The organism is Xanthomonas sp. DAR 80977, from assembly GCF_041240605.1.
GTDB classification, from domain to species: domain Bacteria; phylum Pseudomonadota; class Gammaproteobacteria; order Xanthomonadales; family Xanthomonadaceae; genus Xanthomonas_A; species Xanthomonas_A bundabergensis.
In genome coordinates this window covers 5,001,061-5,015,070 of sequence record NZ_CP162487.1, presented here as the reverse complement: position 1 = coordinate 5,015,070, position 14,010 = coordinate 5,001,061, and the positions used below count along the sequence as shown (strand labels likewise).

The following is a 14,010-nucleotide window of genomic DNA, read 5'->3' as shown; positions in this document are numbered from 1 at the left end:
AGGATGCCGCGTTGCCGGCGCACCCCTGGCGGGACAGGCATGACGCCGCCGCGCCTTCGGCAACATTTCATGCTGCGGCTGGTCCCGTATTTCGTGGTCGCCATGCTGCTGCTGTTGATCGCCACGACCGCGTACCAGGCATGGATCGGCTATCGCCACGCCTTCGATCTGGCGCGCGTCACCACCGAGAACATCTCCCATTCGATCGGGCAGCACGCCGAGGATGCGATCAAGGAAGCCGACATCCTGTCGCTGGGCGTCGTCGAACGCATCGAAACCGATGGCATCGAGACCATGGACCGGCGGCGCATGCACGCGCTGTTCCAGCGCCAGGTCAAGAGCCTGCCGCAATTGCATGGCCTGTTCGTCTACGACAGCGAAGGCAATTGGGTGGTGACCGACAAGGACGCGACGCCCGCAAACGCCAACAATGCCGATCGCGCCTACTTCGTCTATCACCGGACCCATCCCGGCAACGCGGTCCATATCGGCGAGGTCATCAGCAGCCGATCGACCGGCGAGCTGGTCATTCCGGTGTCCCGGCGCATCAATCGGGCGGACGGCAGCTTCGGCGGCGTGTTCCTGGTGACGCTGAAGGTGTCCTATTTTTCCAGCTTCTACTCCGAATTCCGCATGGATGCGCAGGGCGTGGTGGTGCTCGCCTCCGATACCGGCACGATCCTGGTCCGGCGTCCGTTCGACCCTGCGGTGATCGGCAGGAGCATCGCCAAGGGCGAGATCTTCCGCACCTATCTGCCGCGCGCGCCGCGCGGCGTGGCGACGATCGTGGCGATCACCGACAAGGTCGAACGCATGTACGGCTACGAGCGCCTGGACCGCTACCCGTTGGTGGTCATGGCCGGGATCTCCAAGCGCGCCATCCTCGCCCCCTGGTATGCGGACCTGTACCGGTCGCTGATCGTGCTGGGGCTGGTGCTGCCGATTCCGATCCTGTTCGGCTTCTTCCTGTCGCGGCAGATCCGGCAGACCGTGCGCGCCGAAGACGAATTGCGCCTGGCGTACGCGGCATTGGAGAAGATCGCGTTGCACGACAGCCTCACCGGCCTGGCCAACCGGCGGCAGCTTGACGCGGTGCTGCCGGCCGAGATCAGCCGGGCGCGACGGACCTCCAGCCCGCTGGGGCTGATCATGATCGATATCGATCACTTCAAGCGCTACAACGATCTCTACGGACATCCGGCCGGGGACATCTGCATCAAGTCGGTGGCCAACGCGGTGAAGAACCATGCGCGGCGTTCGGGCGACCTGGCGGTGCGCTACGGCGGCGAGGAGTTGACGGTGGTGCTGCCGGCGTCCGGTCCGCAGGAGACCGCGGCCACTGCCGAACACATCGTCCAGGCCGTGCGCAACCTGTGCATCGAGCATGCCGGCAGCCCGCTGGGACATGTGACGATCAGCGCCGGCGCCTACAGCTTCGTTTCCTTCCCCGCGCCCTTCGGCGCCGAGGAACTGCTCGCGCGTGCCGACGAGGCCTTGTATGCGGCGAAGGAATCCGGCCGCGACCGCGTGCATGCCGCGGCCGGCCAGGATTGAGCGGCACGGGAACCCGATGCCGGCCGCCGCGACTGCCCCTTCCCTTGCCATTGGACCGTGAATGCTGAAACAGCTGCTGCGCCTTTTCGCCGACAAGCGCCTGCCCGAGCCCGCCCCGGCCGATGCCGCAAGCGATGCGTCCCCTGATCGCGCTTTGCTCGCATTGTTGGCGCAGGTGCTGGAGCGCGAAGGATGGACGCCTGTGTTGCAGGACGACCGCATCGCCCTTGGGGAGGAGCTGCAGGTCTTCGTCGAACTGCTGGAGGTGGTCGAGCTGCCGCCGGACGGCATCCGTACCGCCACGATCATCCAGGTTCGCCATCCAGCGCTGTTCCCCGACGGCATCGCCGAGTTCCAGCATGCCTCGGGTGCGGATACGGAACAGAGTCTGGTGTCGGGATTCGCGACGTGGGCGCGTACCGACTTGGTCGCGCTGTCCGAGGCGGTGTCCGCTGCGCAGCAGGAGCGCAGTTGCATGACGCTGCAACTGGACTTTCCGGCGCCCGCCGCGCACCGGCGGGAGGTCGTGCTTGGACCCGTCGCGCGGCTGGGCGGCGCTGCGAACACCGCTGCCTGCGATGTCGGCGATGCCGGCGATGCCGACGAGCAGGCGCACGCGTTCTGCCCATGCTGCCTGTTCACGCAAAGCCTGGAGGCATTCAAGCCGGTGCTGGAACACGATGCACGCATGCTGGGAATCCGCCTGTTCGCCTCGCGCGACGCAGCGGGCGCGGTCGCGGCGGATTGCCGGATCAATGGCGTCGACTTCGCCGAGGGCGCGGAATGCCTGCGCCGCTATGCCGCGACCTGGCCGGCGCATGCGGCGCTCGAGTTCCGCAAACAGTACGTGGTGGTGCGTCCGCCCGATTCGCTGCCTGCATGACAGCGCCGGCAGCGGCGTCCCGTTCGCCAGACAAGCGTTGAGGGCACGAAGATGAGGACGTTGCTGGCGGTATTGCTGAGCCTGGTGCCGTTCGCGGCCTCGGCCTGCAGTTGCAGCATGTACGACAGCGCCGAGGACGCGCAGGCGCATGCGGCGGTCGCGGTGGAAGCGGAGATGCTGTCGCTGCGGCGCGAGGAGTCGCCCGAGGCCTCGGCTCCCGCACGCATGGTCGAGGTGGCGCGCTGGACGGTGACGCGTTCCATGCGTGGCCCGTTGGCGCCTGCACAGATCTTCGAAACCCGGACCACGCTGTCTACCGCCATGTGCGGCACGCAGCTGGCCGACCCGCTGAGCGCCAGCAACCATAACGGACGCGTGCGCAAGCGCTGGTTGCTGTTCTTCCATGACGCCCAGGCCAGCGGCGTTCCCTATTTCATCGCCACCTGTTCGCGCAGTCGGCCCAACGATCCTTAGGCGCGGCAACAGGCGCGGCGGCGCCGGCCTATCGCGCTCCGTCGTGCGCCTGGTTCACGAGCGCCGATGCCACGATGCCGTGCACCTGCTGTGCGAGCGCCTTGCGGTCGCTGCCATGGGCGATGGCGATCGGCGCATGGAACGTGACCCTGACCACGGCGCCGGACGAGCGCAGGAAGCGCGCGACGTGGGCGCCGGCCTGCATGCTGCCGTAGAACGCGTAGGCGTCGCGCTCGCCGCCGTGCGCCAGGCTGCGGCCATCGACCGACAGCACCTGCAGGGTGAACGGTTGCAGCGTCCATGGCCGGGCGCCGGCGTCGCCGCCCAGGAACAGCGAGAACAGGCTCGACTTGAACGGGGCGACGCGCTCGCCGGACGAGGTGGTGCCTTCGGCGAACAGCACCACGTCGTGGTCGGGGCGGATCTGCGCGGCGACGGCCGCGGCCACGGTGGCCGCGTCGATCCGCCGGCGGCTGATGAACAGGGTCTGCGCCAGCGCGCCGAGACGGCGCATGCCCGGCCAGCGCTCCATGTCGTTCTTGGCGATGAAGCGCGCGCGCAGCAGGCTGCCCAGCACCACGATGTCGAAGTGCGAAACATGGTTGCCGACGAACAGCGTGCCGCCGCCGCTGCGCGGCGTGCCCACGACCTCGACGCGGATGCCCATGGCCTTGCGCAGGCAGGCGAACCACAGCCGCGGCAGCACGAAGGCGCCGCGGCCGCGGGTGAAGCGCATGCACAGCCATTGCAGCGGGACCAGCGTCGCGCTGGCCAGGAGGAAGGCGGCGAGCTTGGCGGGCAGGCGAAGGGGGGCGAGCAGGGAGCGGGACGCGGTCCGTGGGTGGGCGACGTGCATGGCGTGGAAGGGGCGCGAGGGCCGCTGGATGCAGGGCGCAGTTTACCGCGCCGCCGCAGCGCCGATGCGGCCGGCGGCACGCGCGCGCCGCGCGGCGGCGCCGAGCCCCTCTCCCGCCGGGACAGGGGTGGGGGCGAGGGTACGGGCGAAGCTTCGTGGAATGCAGGCGCATGCGGCTTCGCGCGTATCCTCATCCGGCGCTGCGCGGCCACCTTCCCCCGAAAAGGGGGCCGTGGTCCCTATGGGAGAAGAGGTGAATCAATCTGGTGCAGACGTACAGACGTACAGACGTACAGACGTGCAGACGGCGAGTGCGCCGTGAAGGGCGCAACGCGCTGCGCTAAACTGGCGACCTTGACGACGCGCAAGCCGCAGTTGCCGCCAGCCCCAGTCGTGAGAGTCCGCACAGGCCGCCTGCCTGTGTCTCACTTCATCCAGGGGTTTTTCCATGTCCGCTTTCCATCTCCGCGCCACTGCGCTGCGCTTGAGCCTGCTGTCGGTCGGCCTGTCCCTCGCGGTGTCGGCCGCGGCGCAGCCTGACGCCACCGACGATCCGACCACGCTGGATGCGATCAACGTCAAGGCCGAGCGCGCGCGTTCCTACACGGTCGAACAGACCGCGGCGGCGACGCGCCTGGCGCTGACGCCGCAGCAGACGCCGCAGTCGGTCAGCATCGTCACCGCGCAGCGGATCGAGGATCAGCACCTGACCTCGGTGCGCGACGTGCTCGACAACGTCACCGGCGTGTCCTCCAATGCCTACGACACCGAGCGCGTGCTGTTCTATGCGCGTGGCTTCCTGGTCGAGAACATGGCCTACGACGGCGTGCCGGTCGCGCCGGGAATCAATTCCGGGTCCGCCGACGCCAGCCTGGATACGGCCATCTACGAGCGCATCGAGGTGCTGCGCGGCGCCAGCGGCCTGCTCACCGGCGCCGGCAGCCCGTCGGCGACGATCAACTTCGTGCGCAAGCGCGCCGACAGCCGCACGCTGCAGGTCGACGCGGCGCTGAGCGTCGGCTCGTGGAACACCTGGCGTGGCAGCGTCGACGTGGCCGCGCCGCTGGTGGCCGACGGCAGCGTGCGCGGGCGCGTGGTCGGCGCCTACGAACAGGGCGATTCCTACCTGGACCGCTACAGCAAGAAGAAGACCGTGCTGTACGGCGTGGTCGATGCCGACCTCGGCGCCGCCACCACGCTGAGCGTGGGCTACGACTACCAGAAGAACCGGCCCAAGGGCGTGACCTGGGGCACCTACCCGGTGTTCTACGACGACGGCAGCTTTCTCGAATGGCCGCGCGGCTTCAGCAGCGCCGCGGACTGGACCTACTGGAACACCACCACCGCCACCGCCTTCGCCGATCTCAAGCACCAGTTCGGCAATGGCTGGCTGCTGCGCGCGCTGGCCAGCCACCGCAGCACCGACGGCGACATGGCGCTGTTCTACGTCTACGGGTTCCCGAACCGCGTCACCGGCGAAACGCTGGACCCTTACGCCTACCGCAGCCGCGACCACGGCCGCCAGAACATGCTCGACGTGTACGCGTCCGGGCCGTTCCAGGCCTGGGGCCGCGAGCATGAGCTGGTGCTGGGCCTGAGCGGTTCGCGCTACAGCAAGAGATCCTGGGTCAACGCCACCGAGTCGCTGGCGCCGATCGGCGATTTCCTGCAGTGGAACGGCGACTATCCGTTTCCGCAGTTCGCCGCCGCCGCCGACAAGGTCACCGACATCCGCACCGACCAGCAGGGCGCTTACGCCGCCGCGCGGCTGTCGCTGGCCGAGCCGCTGACGCTGGTCGTCGGCGCCCGCTACAGCCGCTGGAAGAACGACACCGACGACCTCTACAGCGGCGTGTTCCGCCACGACCACCGCAAGACCGTGCCCTACGCCGGGCTGATCTACGCGATCACCCCGGTGTATTCGGCGTTCGTCAGCTACACCGAGATCTTCGACCCGCAGGACAACCGCCGCAGCGACGGCAGCTTCCTCGATCCGGTGCTCGGCAGCAGCCGCGAGATCGGCCTCAAGGGCCGCCATCTCGACGGCCGCCTCAACACCGCGCTGGTGCTGTTCGACACCCGCCAGGACAACGTGGCCGAGGCCGACGTCGGCAAGACCCTGCCCGACGGCCTGACCCAGGCCTACGTCGCGGTGGACGGCACGCGCTCGCGCGGCTTCGAACTGGAAGCGTCGGGGGACCTGAGCGAAGACTGGAATGCGGCGTTCGGCTGGTCGCATTTCGAACTGGAGGGCCCGGACGGCGCCGACCTGCGCACCGCGCTGCCGCGCACGCTGGTGCGCCTGTTCACCACCTACCGGCTGCCCGGTGCCTGGAACCGGCTCAGCGTGGGCGGCGGCGCCAACTGGCAGTCCGCCAGCCGTGCCGCGGTGGACGGACCCAACGGCCCGCAGCGCGTGGACCAGGCCTCGGTGACCCTGCTCACTGCGATGGCGCGCTACGACTTCACCGCGCAGGCCTCGCTGCAGGTCAACGCCGGCAACCTGCTGGATCGCAAGTATTTCGTGCTGGACGAGTACAGCAACCTGTACTACGCCGCCGGGCGCAATGCGACGCTGAGCTTCAGCTACAGGTTCTGAGCGGCCCCGCGCTGCGCCGTCGCCGCGGCGCGGCATGAAGCGGCAGGCGCGGGCGGCATGCCGCTGTGGCGGCGCAGCGCGCGTCGCATGCCGTCCGCTTGCGCGCCTATCTTTTCAGTTCCAGCACCGGCACGAAGCCGCCGTAGATCATGCGCTTGCCGTCGAACGGCATCGGGTTGTTCGCCGGGTCCATGCGCGGGTCCTCCATCATTTTCTGCATGCCCGCATCGCGGGTGGCCTTGTCCGGCCATTCGATCCACGAGAACACCACCGTCTCGTCGTCCTTGGCATCCACCGCGCGGAAGAAGTCGGTCTGCTGGCCGCGCGACACGTCGTCGCCCCAGCACTCGAGCACGCGCAGCGCGCCGAACTCGATGAACACCGAATCGATACGCGCGTGTTCGAGGAACTTCTGCTTGTTGGCCGTGGGCACGGCCAGCACGAAACCATCGACATACGACATGGGAACCTCCGGATGCGGCGCGCCGGGATGGGCGCCTTGCTGGATACGACGTGCGAGGGGGCCGGAAATCGACATGCGCTTGCCGGCACGGCGATCCTGTCCGCCACGGCACCGCGGCCGTGTGAAGCCGGCCGCTGCACGAGGCCGCGAACGCGCCTGGTTGGCGCAGGCCAGGCGGGCGTGGCGTGATGCATGGCCTGCGTGACGCGGGAAGGAACGGCGGCGGCCGCCGCTTCGCTGTGCCAGTCGGCGCCATGGCCAGCGACTCCCTGTGGTGCGCGCGGTCGGATGCGTCGCGCGCTTCACTCCGGCCCGGAGCGCCCGCCGCGTTCGATCGCCGCCTGCACGCGCGCGTGCAGGTGCGCGAAGGCGGGCGGCAGCGTCGCCAGCAGGTAGCGTTCCACGCTGAATGCGGCATCGCGGTAGACGGCGGCGCCGACCGTGACCTCGCCCGCATGGGCATGCCAGATCGCCGAGCCGTCCTGCCAGCGGAAGCCGCGGTAGCCCAGCGCCGGCGGCGTGGCGGCCGGCGTGGGCACGCGTGGCAGGCGCTCGCACTGCTGGCGCAGTCCGCGCGCGGCGATGGCGTCGAGGTCCCAGCACGGATTCGGCTGGCCGCTGTAGATGTCGAGCTCGACGCGCATCGCCCTTCCGTCAGGTTCAGTTGATGACCACCGAGCGTCCGGCGTAGAAGTAGCCGCAGAAGTGGGTGTAGCCGCCGCGGTTGCAGGTTTCCGGGTTGAGGATCAGCTGGCCGCTGTTGTCGTAGTTGCGCGCGGCGGTGCCGCCGGGCTTGTGGCCCCAGAAGCCGCCGCGCTGGTGCCGGTACCAGTGGTAGTCGTAGCCCGGGTCGATGACCAGCGCCATCAGCCGGCGCGGGTATTCCTTCTCGCTCAGGCAGTCGCAGCGCTTGCGCAGGCCGTCGGCCATGGCCGCGGCGCTGACCGTGTTGCAGGCCATGGTCGAGGTCATCGCGCCATGCGCGCGCCCGGGCTGGGCGAAGGTGTTGGTGCGCCAGTTGCGCGCGTAGTTGTAGCAGTTGTTGTGGCCGATGACGCCGGCGCCGTTCCAGAAGCCGGGGTTGTACTGGCTCACCTCGTATTCGCACTTGCCGCACTTTTCGTCCTTGATGGTGGTGCGCAGCGAGCTGCGCGGCGGCGCCGGTGGTGGCGGCGTGGGCCGCGGCGGGTCGGCGAGGTAGCGTTGCAGGCGTTCGAGCACGCCCTCGCGCAGCTTGGCGTCCAGCGGGGTCAGCGCGTGTTCCAGCAACTGCACCTTGGAGCGCAGCGGCATGGCTTCGATCAGGCGCTGCGCGAGCGCGCCGGAGGCCTTGAAGTCGCGGCTGGCGGTGGAGGCGAGCGCGAACTGGCGCGGGACGCCTTTGACCTTGGCCGGCGTCTCTTCGAGGAATTCGACGCGCACCTCGCGGAAGCCCAGCCCGTCGTAGCCGGCGCCGGGGCGGGCGATCACGCCCTCGTTGCCGCTCACCTCGCCGAGCAGGCGGTCGGCCTCGGCGCTGTCGGTGACGTACCAGACGGGATTGGGGCGGCCGGAAAACAGTTCGATTTCGATCCTTAACATGTGCTTCTCCATGGATGTTGCGTGCAGGCACGCTCGCGGACGCCGCGCGAGCGGCTGCATGAATGCGGGATGGCGCCGGCGGCATGCCTGGCGCGGTGGCGTCCTCCTAGCGAACGCGCGAAGCCGCGCGGACCGGCCAGGCGCCCGCGGCGGGGTTGCCGGGGGGCGGGCGGATGGAGGGTCGATGCCCGGATGGCGGTCCCGGGCTGGCGTCGCGATGGCCGCATGCGGGTCGCTGCGCGGCCAGTCCAGCGGGCGTCGCGTCGATCCAAGGGCTGCGAATCGTGGGGACGACGTCGATCGCGACCCGCGTTGTCGGTAGAGCCCGTCGCGACTGAAGTCACTCCCACAAGGGGCTTGCGCGGGGCGACTGGATGCGCCGCGGGAGGGGCTTCAGCCCCGACCCATTGTTGGCTGTTGCAGGTCCGTCATGTCGTCGGTCGCGGTCGATGGCACGAGGCCACGCGGAACCGCTCCTGCAGGCGGCGAAGCCGGCGGCAGACGCGCCATCCGGTCTCGCATGGCCGTGCCCGGCGAACCCTGCGGACGTCAACCCTGGCTGGCGCCGCCGGGGCAGGGTTCGGTTTGCTTCAGCGAGTAGGACTGCAGTGTCCAGCGATTTCCCTGGCTATCGTCCGCAATGTAGTTCCACGATTGCGTGTAGCCCTGCGCGCACGAGGAGATGCCGATGCTGTCGCCAGGCGTACCGGTCGCAGGCAAGGGCAGCGGCCGCGGCACCGTGCCGGTGGTGACCGGCTTGGTCGCGCTGTAGGCCAGCGTCACCGCGCCGAGCTGCCCGGGATCGCCCAGGCGCTTGCCGTCGATCGCCGACGCATGCTGCGTCAGCCAGTCGCGGAGCTGGCGCCATTCCGGCGTCCCTGCCGCGTATGTGGTCCTGCTCGCGATCTGCAGCGAGTCCTGCTGCGCGTTGGCGCCGCCGGCCAGTGCGGCCAGCGCCAGCAAGGCGAGGCGCGGCAGGCGCGTGGCGCGCGGGCGCAGGCCCGTCCCTGGACTGGTGCGGTTGCGCGAGTGCATGTGCCTGCTCCTTGCCGGTTGCCTGGTCCGGCGAAAATAGCACCGGTTCGGGCCGACGGCATCCTGCAGGCATGCCGGCTGTCGCGGCGGCCGCGCGCTGCCGCGCCTGGCGTTCACTTCCTGGCGGCGGCGAGCGAGGCCTGCAGCGCGGTGGCCAGCGCGGCATCGCCGCTGACCAGGTCGCTCCAGCGCAACACCAGGCCCTTGCGCCGGCCCTTCTCGGTCAGCGTCAGGCCCTGCGGGTCGATGCTCAGCGTGTAGAGCGTGCCGTCGATCTCCAGCGCGCGACGCAGCGGCTTGTCGAGTGGGGTCATGGGCGCCTGCCGGTTTTCACGATGCGCCGAGCGTAGCTTGGGCAAGGTGATGGCCGGTTCTGCATTGGCGCATGCGATGAAGACGCTCAAGATCGCCACCTACAACGTCAACGGCATCCGCAGCCGCCTGCCGCAGTTGCTGGAATGGTTGCGGCGCGAGGCGCCGGACATCGTCGGGCTGCAGGAACTCAAGAGCGCCGATGCCGGCTTCCCGCTGCAGGCGATCCATGCCGCCGGCTACGGCGCGCTGTGGCAGGGGCAGTCGGCCTGGAACGGGGTGGCGCTGCTGGCCAAAGGCAGCGATCCGGTGGAGAGCCGGCGCGGCCTGCCGGGCGATGCGCGCGATACGCAGAGCCGCTACCTGGAGGCGATGGCGCACGGCGTGCTGGTCGGCTGCCTGTACCTGCCCAACGGCAATCCGCGCCCGGGGCCGAAGTTCGACTACAAGCTGGACTGGTTCGCGCGGCTGCAGCGGCATGCGCGGCAGCTGGCCGCGCTGCCGCATCCGGTGGCCTTGATCGGCGACTTCAACGTGGTGCCCACCGATGCGGACATCTACAACCCGGCCTCGTGGCTGCGCGATGCGCTGCTGCAGCCGGAAAGCCGCCAGGCCTACGCCGACCTGCTCGCGCAGGGCTGGACCGACAGCCTGCGCGCGGTGCATGGCGAGCGCCGCATCTACACGTTCTGGGATTATTTCCGCCAGCACTGGCAGCGCGACGCCGGCCTGCGCATCGACCACCTGCTGCTGAACCCGGCGCTGGCCGCGCGCCTGCACGACGCCGGCGTGGACCGCTGGGTGCGCGACCAGCCGCATGCCAGCGACCACGCGCCGGCCTGGGTCGCGCTGAAGGGCAGCGCGCAGCGCGGCGGCCTCGCTGCTTCGACCGACAAGGCCACCGGCCCGGCGAAGACCGGCGGGTCTGCGAAGACGGAAAAGGCAGCGAAGCCGGCCAAACCGATGCAGCCGGCGAGCGCCGGGAAAATCGCCAAGCCGCTCGCGCCGACCAAATCGACCAAGTCGACGAAAGCGACCAAAGCGACCAAAGCGGCCAAAGCGACCAAGGCGACCAAGGCGACCAAGGCGATCAAGGCGACCAAGGCGACCAAGGCGACCAAGGCGACCAAGGCGAAAGCGACTGGGGCGGCCAGATCCGTGCAGTCGCCCAAAGCGACCAACGCGGTCAAGCGCGCTGAGCAGGCCAGGCCCGCGAAACCGGCTAAAGCAACCAAGGCCGGCAAAGCGGACAAGCTGGCCGAGGCAGCCAAGCCGGCGAAGCCAGCCAAGCCAACAAGGCGAGCAAAGCCAGCCCGGACCCCCTGACCCGCATTGCATGCGCGTGCGCAAATCGTCCGTGCATGGCGGGCGCCGTGCAGGGCTGCCTATACTCAGGCGACGCTGCCGCCTGCCGTGCGGTACGCCGCGCTTGCCAGGTTGTCCCGGGTTTCCCTTCGCCACCTGCCGGAGTCGCCGTCATGAGCCTGCTCGTCGTCGCACTGTTGATCGGGATCGTCGCCGGCCTGCGCGCGATGACCGCGCCGGCGGTGGTCAGCTGGGCCGCCAGCCTGGGCGTGTTGCCGCTGGTCGGCACGCCCCTGGCGTTCCTGGGCTGGCGCTTCACGCCGTGGATCGTCTCGCTGCTGGCCGTCGGCGAGCTGGTCACCGACCAGTTGCCGGGCACGCCCAGCCGCAAGGTGCCGCTGCAGTTCGGCACCCGCATCGCCACCGGCGGCCTGTGCGGCGCGGCGGTGGGCATGGCCGGCGGCCTGTGGGTGGCGGCGATGGTCGCCGGCGCGCTCGGCGCGGTGCTCGGCACCTTCGGCGGCGCCGCGGCGCGTGCGTCGCTGGCGCAGCGTTTCGGCCGCGACCTGCCCGCCGCCTTGCTCGAGGACGCGGTGGCGATCGCCCTGGGCGTGCTGGCGATGGCGCTGCTGCGATGAGCCGCGCGTTCGACGCGATCGTGGTCGGCGCCGGCCAGGCCGGTCCGTCGCTGGCCGCGCGCCTGGTCGCGGCCGGCATGCAGGTGGCGCTGGTCGAACGCCAGCTGCTCGGCGGCACCTGCGTCAACACCGGCTGCATGCCGACCAAGACCCTGGTCGCCAGCGCGCGCGTGGCGCACCTGGCGCGGCGCGCCGCCGACTACGGCGTGCAGCTGCAGGGCGAGGTCGGCATCGACATCGCGCGGGTGATGGCGCGCGCGCATGCGGTGACGCACAGCGCGCGCGACAACCTGGAGCAGTGGCTGGGCGGCCTGCGCGGCCTGACCGTGTTGCGCGGGCATGCCCGCTTCGAGGCGCCGCAATTGCTGCGCGTGGGCGACGCACGCATCACCGCGCCGAGGATCTTCCTCAACGTCGGCGGCCGCGCGCATGTGCCGGCGCTACCGGGCGTGGAGCAGATCGATTACCTGACCAACACCTCGATCCTGCAGCTGCGCGAGGTGCCGCGGCACCTCGCGGTGATCGGCGGCAGCTACATCGGCCTGGAATTCGCGCAGATCTTCCGCCGCCTCGGCGCCCAGGTCACCGTGGTCGAGCAGCAGCCGCGGCTGATCGCGCGCGAGGACGAGGACGTGTCCGACTGCATCCGCAACGTGCTGGAAGGCGAGGGTGTGGCGGTGCGCACCCACGCGCAGTGCATCGCCTTCGCGCCGCACGCGCAGGGCGTGGCGGTACGGGTGGATTGCCACGATGGCGCGCCGGAGGTGGTCGCCAGCCATGTGCTGCTGGCGATGGGGCGGCAGCCCAATACCGACGACCTGGGCCTGGAGCACGCCGGCATCGCCACCGACGCGCGCGGCTACATCACGGTGGACGAGGAACTGGCGACCAGCGCCGCGGGCGTGTGGGCGCTGGGCGACTGCAACGGCCGCGGCGCGTTCACCCATACCGCCTACAACGACTACGAGATCGTCGCCGCCAACCTGCTCGACGGCGGCCAGCGCCGCGTCTTGCAGCGCGTGCCCGGCTATGCGCTGTACACCGATCCGCCGCTGGGCCGGGTCGGCATGACCGAGGCGCAGGCGCGCGCCAGCGGCCGGCCGCTGCTGTTCGCCAAGCGGCCGATGACCCAGGTCGGGCGCGCGCGCGAGAACGGCGAGACCGCCGGCTTCATGAAACTGGTGGCCGACGCGCAGACCCACCGCATCCTCGGCGCGGCCATCCTCGGCATCAACGGCGACGAAGCCATCCACGGCGTGCTCGACCTGATCAACGCCGAGCAGCCGTTCGAGACCCTGCAATGGGCGGTGCCGATCCACCCGACCGTGTCGGAACTGTGGCCGAGCGTGGTCGGCGCGCTGCAGGCCGAGGTGGCGGATGGGGCCGCAACCTGAAGCCGCGAGCGCAAGCCGTCCGTTCGATCGCCGCCATTGCGCCGTGCCGCGCTCATGGCGCTGGGCAATCGCTTTCCGCTGCAGCGGCTGCGGGGGGCGCTGCACCCACCTCGGTCCGGCATCGCTTGCAGTTCGGTCATCCCCGGTGGCGCGCCTGGCCTGGTGTCGGACCGCAACGCGATATCGTTTCCGTCCTGCCTCGCTGACCGCAGCTCGGAGACGCTGCGCTCAATTCACCGCCTTGGCCTCCGCGATCAAGGCGGTATCGATTTTCCGCTTGCCGGCGCCGTAATCGAACTCGAAAAAGGTCGCGAGCTCGCCGCGTCGATAGTACGGATGAGTGGCATCGGTATAGACGAAGGTGTTGCTCTGGTCGACACGGCCCTGCCATATGTCGACGATGAAGCGTTGCCACGCTCTGTCGGTGGCATTGAAGATATCCAGCACCACGAAGTGGTGATCGTAGGCGGTGCTGCCGACGATCGAGATCTTGACGTTGTCGAAGTTGGCGTTGCTCAGCAGATCCACGGCCGCCACGCCGGACATGTGCAGGCAGCGCCCGATCTTGGTTTTCTTGGTGATGGCGCCCAGCTTGATCCAGAACCCTCCGATCTTCTGGGCTCCGCCGAACTCCTTCGCGGTCGTATCGAGAGCTTTCAGCTTGCCCTCGATCCACGCGGCGGCCGAACCGCTGGTGTTCGTGGCTTGGGCATCCTTGTCCGTGTAGGTGTAGCCACCATGCGGTTTCGGAATGTTGGTCGGCGTCAGCTGCTTCCATTCGGTCAAGGTCGCTTCGCCGATCCAGCCCTGCACGTCTTCGATCGTGTATCCCATCGCACACCTCCTGGCGAAAAGCACATGGGAATGCGTGCTGCCGCCGCCGCGGCCGCACGCCATCAACGTCGCGGCGCTGGGC

Annotated in this window: 14 protein-coding genes; 7 read left to right on the top strand and 7 right to left on the bottom strand. The window is 69.6% G+C overall.

Annotated elements, in window-relative coordinates; translation table 11 throughout:
* Positions 1-69: 69 nt before the first annotated feature.
* From AB3X10_RS21365 to AB3X10_RS21355, 3 genes are all read left to right on the top strand, one after another.
* On the top strand, positions 70-1,554 hold the full coding sequence (locus AB3X10_RS21365) for a sensor domain-containing diguanylate cyclase (RefSeq protein ID WP_369977393.1): 1,485 nt from the start codon (positions 70-72) through the stop codon (positions 1,552-1,554).
* Between the two features lie 61 nt (positions 1,555-1,615).
* Positions 1,616-2,437: a DUF6348 family protein gene (locus tag AB3X10_RS21360; RefSeq protein ID WP_369977392.1), complete on the top strand. Its 822-nt coding sequence runs from the start codon at positions 1,616-1,618 to the stop codon at positions 2,435-2,437.
* Between the two features lie 117 nt (positions 2,438-2,554).
* A complete protein-coding gene (locus tag AB3X10_RS21355) occupies positions 2,555-2,911 on the top strand; it encodes a hypothetical protein (RefSeq protein WP_369977391.1) in 357 nt (118 codons plus the stop codon).
* Positions 2,912-2,939: 28 nt separating this feature from the next.
* On the opposite strand, the gene AB3X10_RS21350 is transcribed toward AB3X10_RS21355, so the two are convergent.
* Entirely contained in the window at positions 2,940-3,767 is an 828-nt protein-coding gene (locus AB3X10_RS21350) for a lysophospholipid acyltransferase family protein (protein WP_369977390.1), read from the bottom strand.
* 448 nt (positions 3,768-4,215) lie between these two features.
* On the opposite strand from AB3X10_RS21350, the gene AB3X10_RS21345 reads away from it, so the two are divergent.
* A complete protein-coding gene (locus tag AB3X10_RS21345; protein ID WP_369977389.1) occupies positions 4,216-6,366 on the top strand; it encodes a TonB-dependent siderophore receptor in 2,151 nt (716 codons plus the stop codon).
* A 106-nt stretch (positions 6,367-6,472) separates the two neighbouring features.
* On the opposite strand, the gene AB3X10_RS21340 is transcribed toward AB3X10_RS21345, so the two are convergent.
* The 5 genes from AB3X10_RS21340 to AB3X10_RS21320 form a co-directional block, all read right to left on the bottom strand.
* Positions 6,473-6,829 (bottom strand): DUF1428 domain-containing protein, encoded by a 357-nt coding sequence (locus AB3X10_RS21340; RefSeq protein ID WP_369977388.1) that lies wholly within the window; start codon positions 6,827-6,829, stop codon positions 6,473-6,475.
* Between the two features lie 302 nt (positions 6,830-7,131).
* Positions 7,132-7,473 (bottom strand): hypothetical protein, encoded by a 342-nt coding sequence (locus AB3X10_RS21335; protein ID WP_369977387.1) that lies wholly within the window; start codon positions 7,471-7,473, stop codon positions 7,132-7,134.
* A gap of 16 nt (positions 7,474-7,489) precedes the next feature.
* On the bottom strand, positions 7,490-8,410 hold the full coding sequence (locus AB3X10_RS21330; protein ID WP_369977386.1) for a hypothetical protein: 921 nt from the start codon (positions 8,408-8,410) through the stop codon (positions 7,490-7,492).
* Positions 8,411-8,959: 549 nt separating this feature from the next.
* Positions 8,960-9,445, bottom strand: coding sequence for a hypothetical protein (locus tag AB3X10_RS21325; RefSeq protein WP_369977385.1), 486 nt, complete (start codon positions 9,443-9,445; stop codon positions 8,960-8,962).
* A 113-nt stretch (positions 9,446-9,558) separates the two neighbouring features.
* Complete coding sequence (locus tag AB3X10_RS21320; protein WP_369977384.1) at positions 9,559-9,759, bottom strand: hypothetical protein; 201 nt, start codon at positions 9,757-9,759, stop codon at positions 9,559-9,561.
* Between the two features lie 76 nt (positions 9,760-9,835).
* Between AB3X10_RS21320 and AB3X10_RS21315 the strand changes: the two genes are divergently transcribed.
* The 3 genes from AB3X10_RS21315 (at position 9,836) to AB3X10_RS21305 (ending at position 13,094) form a co-directional block, all read left to right on the top strand.
* On the top strand, positions 9,836-11,083 hold the full coding sequence (locus AB3X10_RS21315) for an exodeoxyribonuclease III (protein WP_369981932.1): 1,248 nt from the start codon (positions 9,836-9,838) through the stop codon (positions 11,081-11,083).
* Positions 11,084-11,235: 152 nt separating this feature from the next.
* Positions 11,236-11,700 carry a DUF4126 domain-containing protein gene (locus AB3X10_RS21310; protein WP_369977383.1) on the top strand — a complete coding sequence of 155 codons (465 nt, stop codon included), beginning with the start codon at positions 11,236-11,238 and terminating at the stop codon, positions 11,698-11,700.
* Positions 11,697-13,094: an FAD-containing oxidoreductase gene (locus AB3X10_RS21305; RefSeq protein ID WP_369977382.1), complete on the top strand. Its 1,398-nt coding sequence runs from the start codon at positions 11,697-11,699 to the stop codon at positions 13,092-13,094. Before AB3X10_RS21310 ends, AB3X10_RS21305 begins: the two co-directional genes overlap by 4 nt.
* A 228-nt stretch (positions 13,095-13,322) precedes the next feature.
* Here AB3X10_RS21305 and AB3X10_RS21300 read toward each other — a convergent pair whose 3' ends face one another.
* Positions 13,323-13,928: a hypothetical protein gene (locus AB3X10_RS21300; RefSeq protein WP_369977381.1), complete on the bottom strand. Its 606-nt coding sequence runs from the start codon at positions 13,926-13,928 to the stop codon at positions 13,323-13,325.
* Between the last annotated feature and the right edge of the window lie 82 nt (positions 13,929-14,010).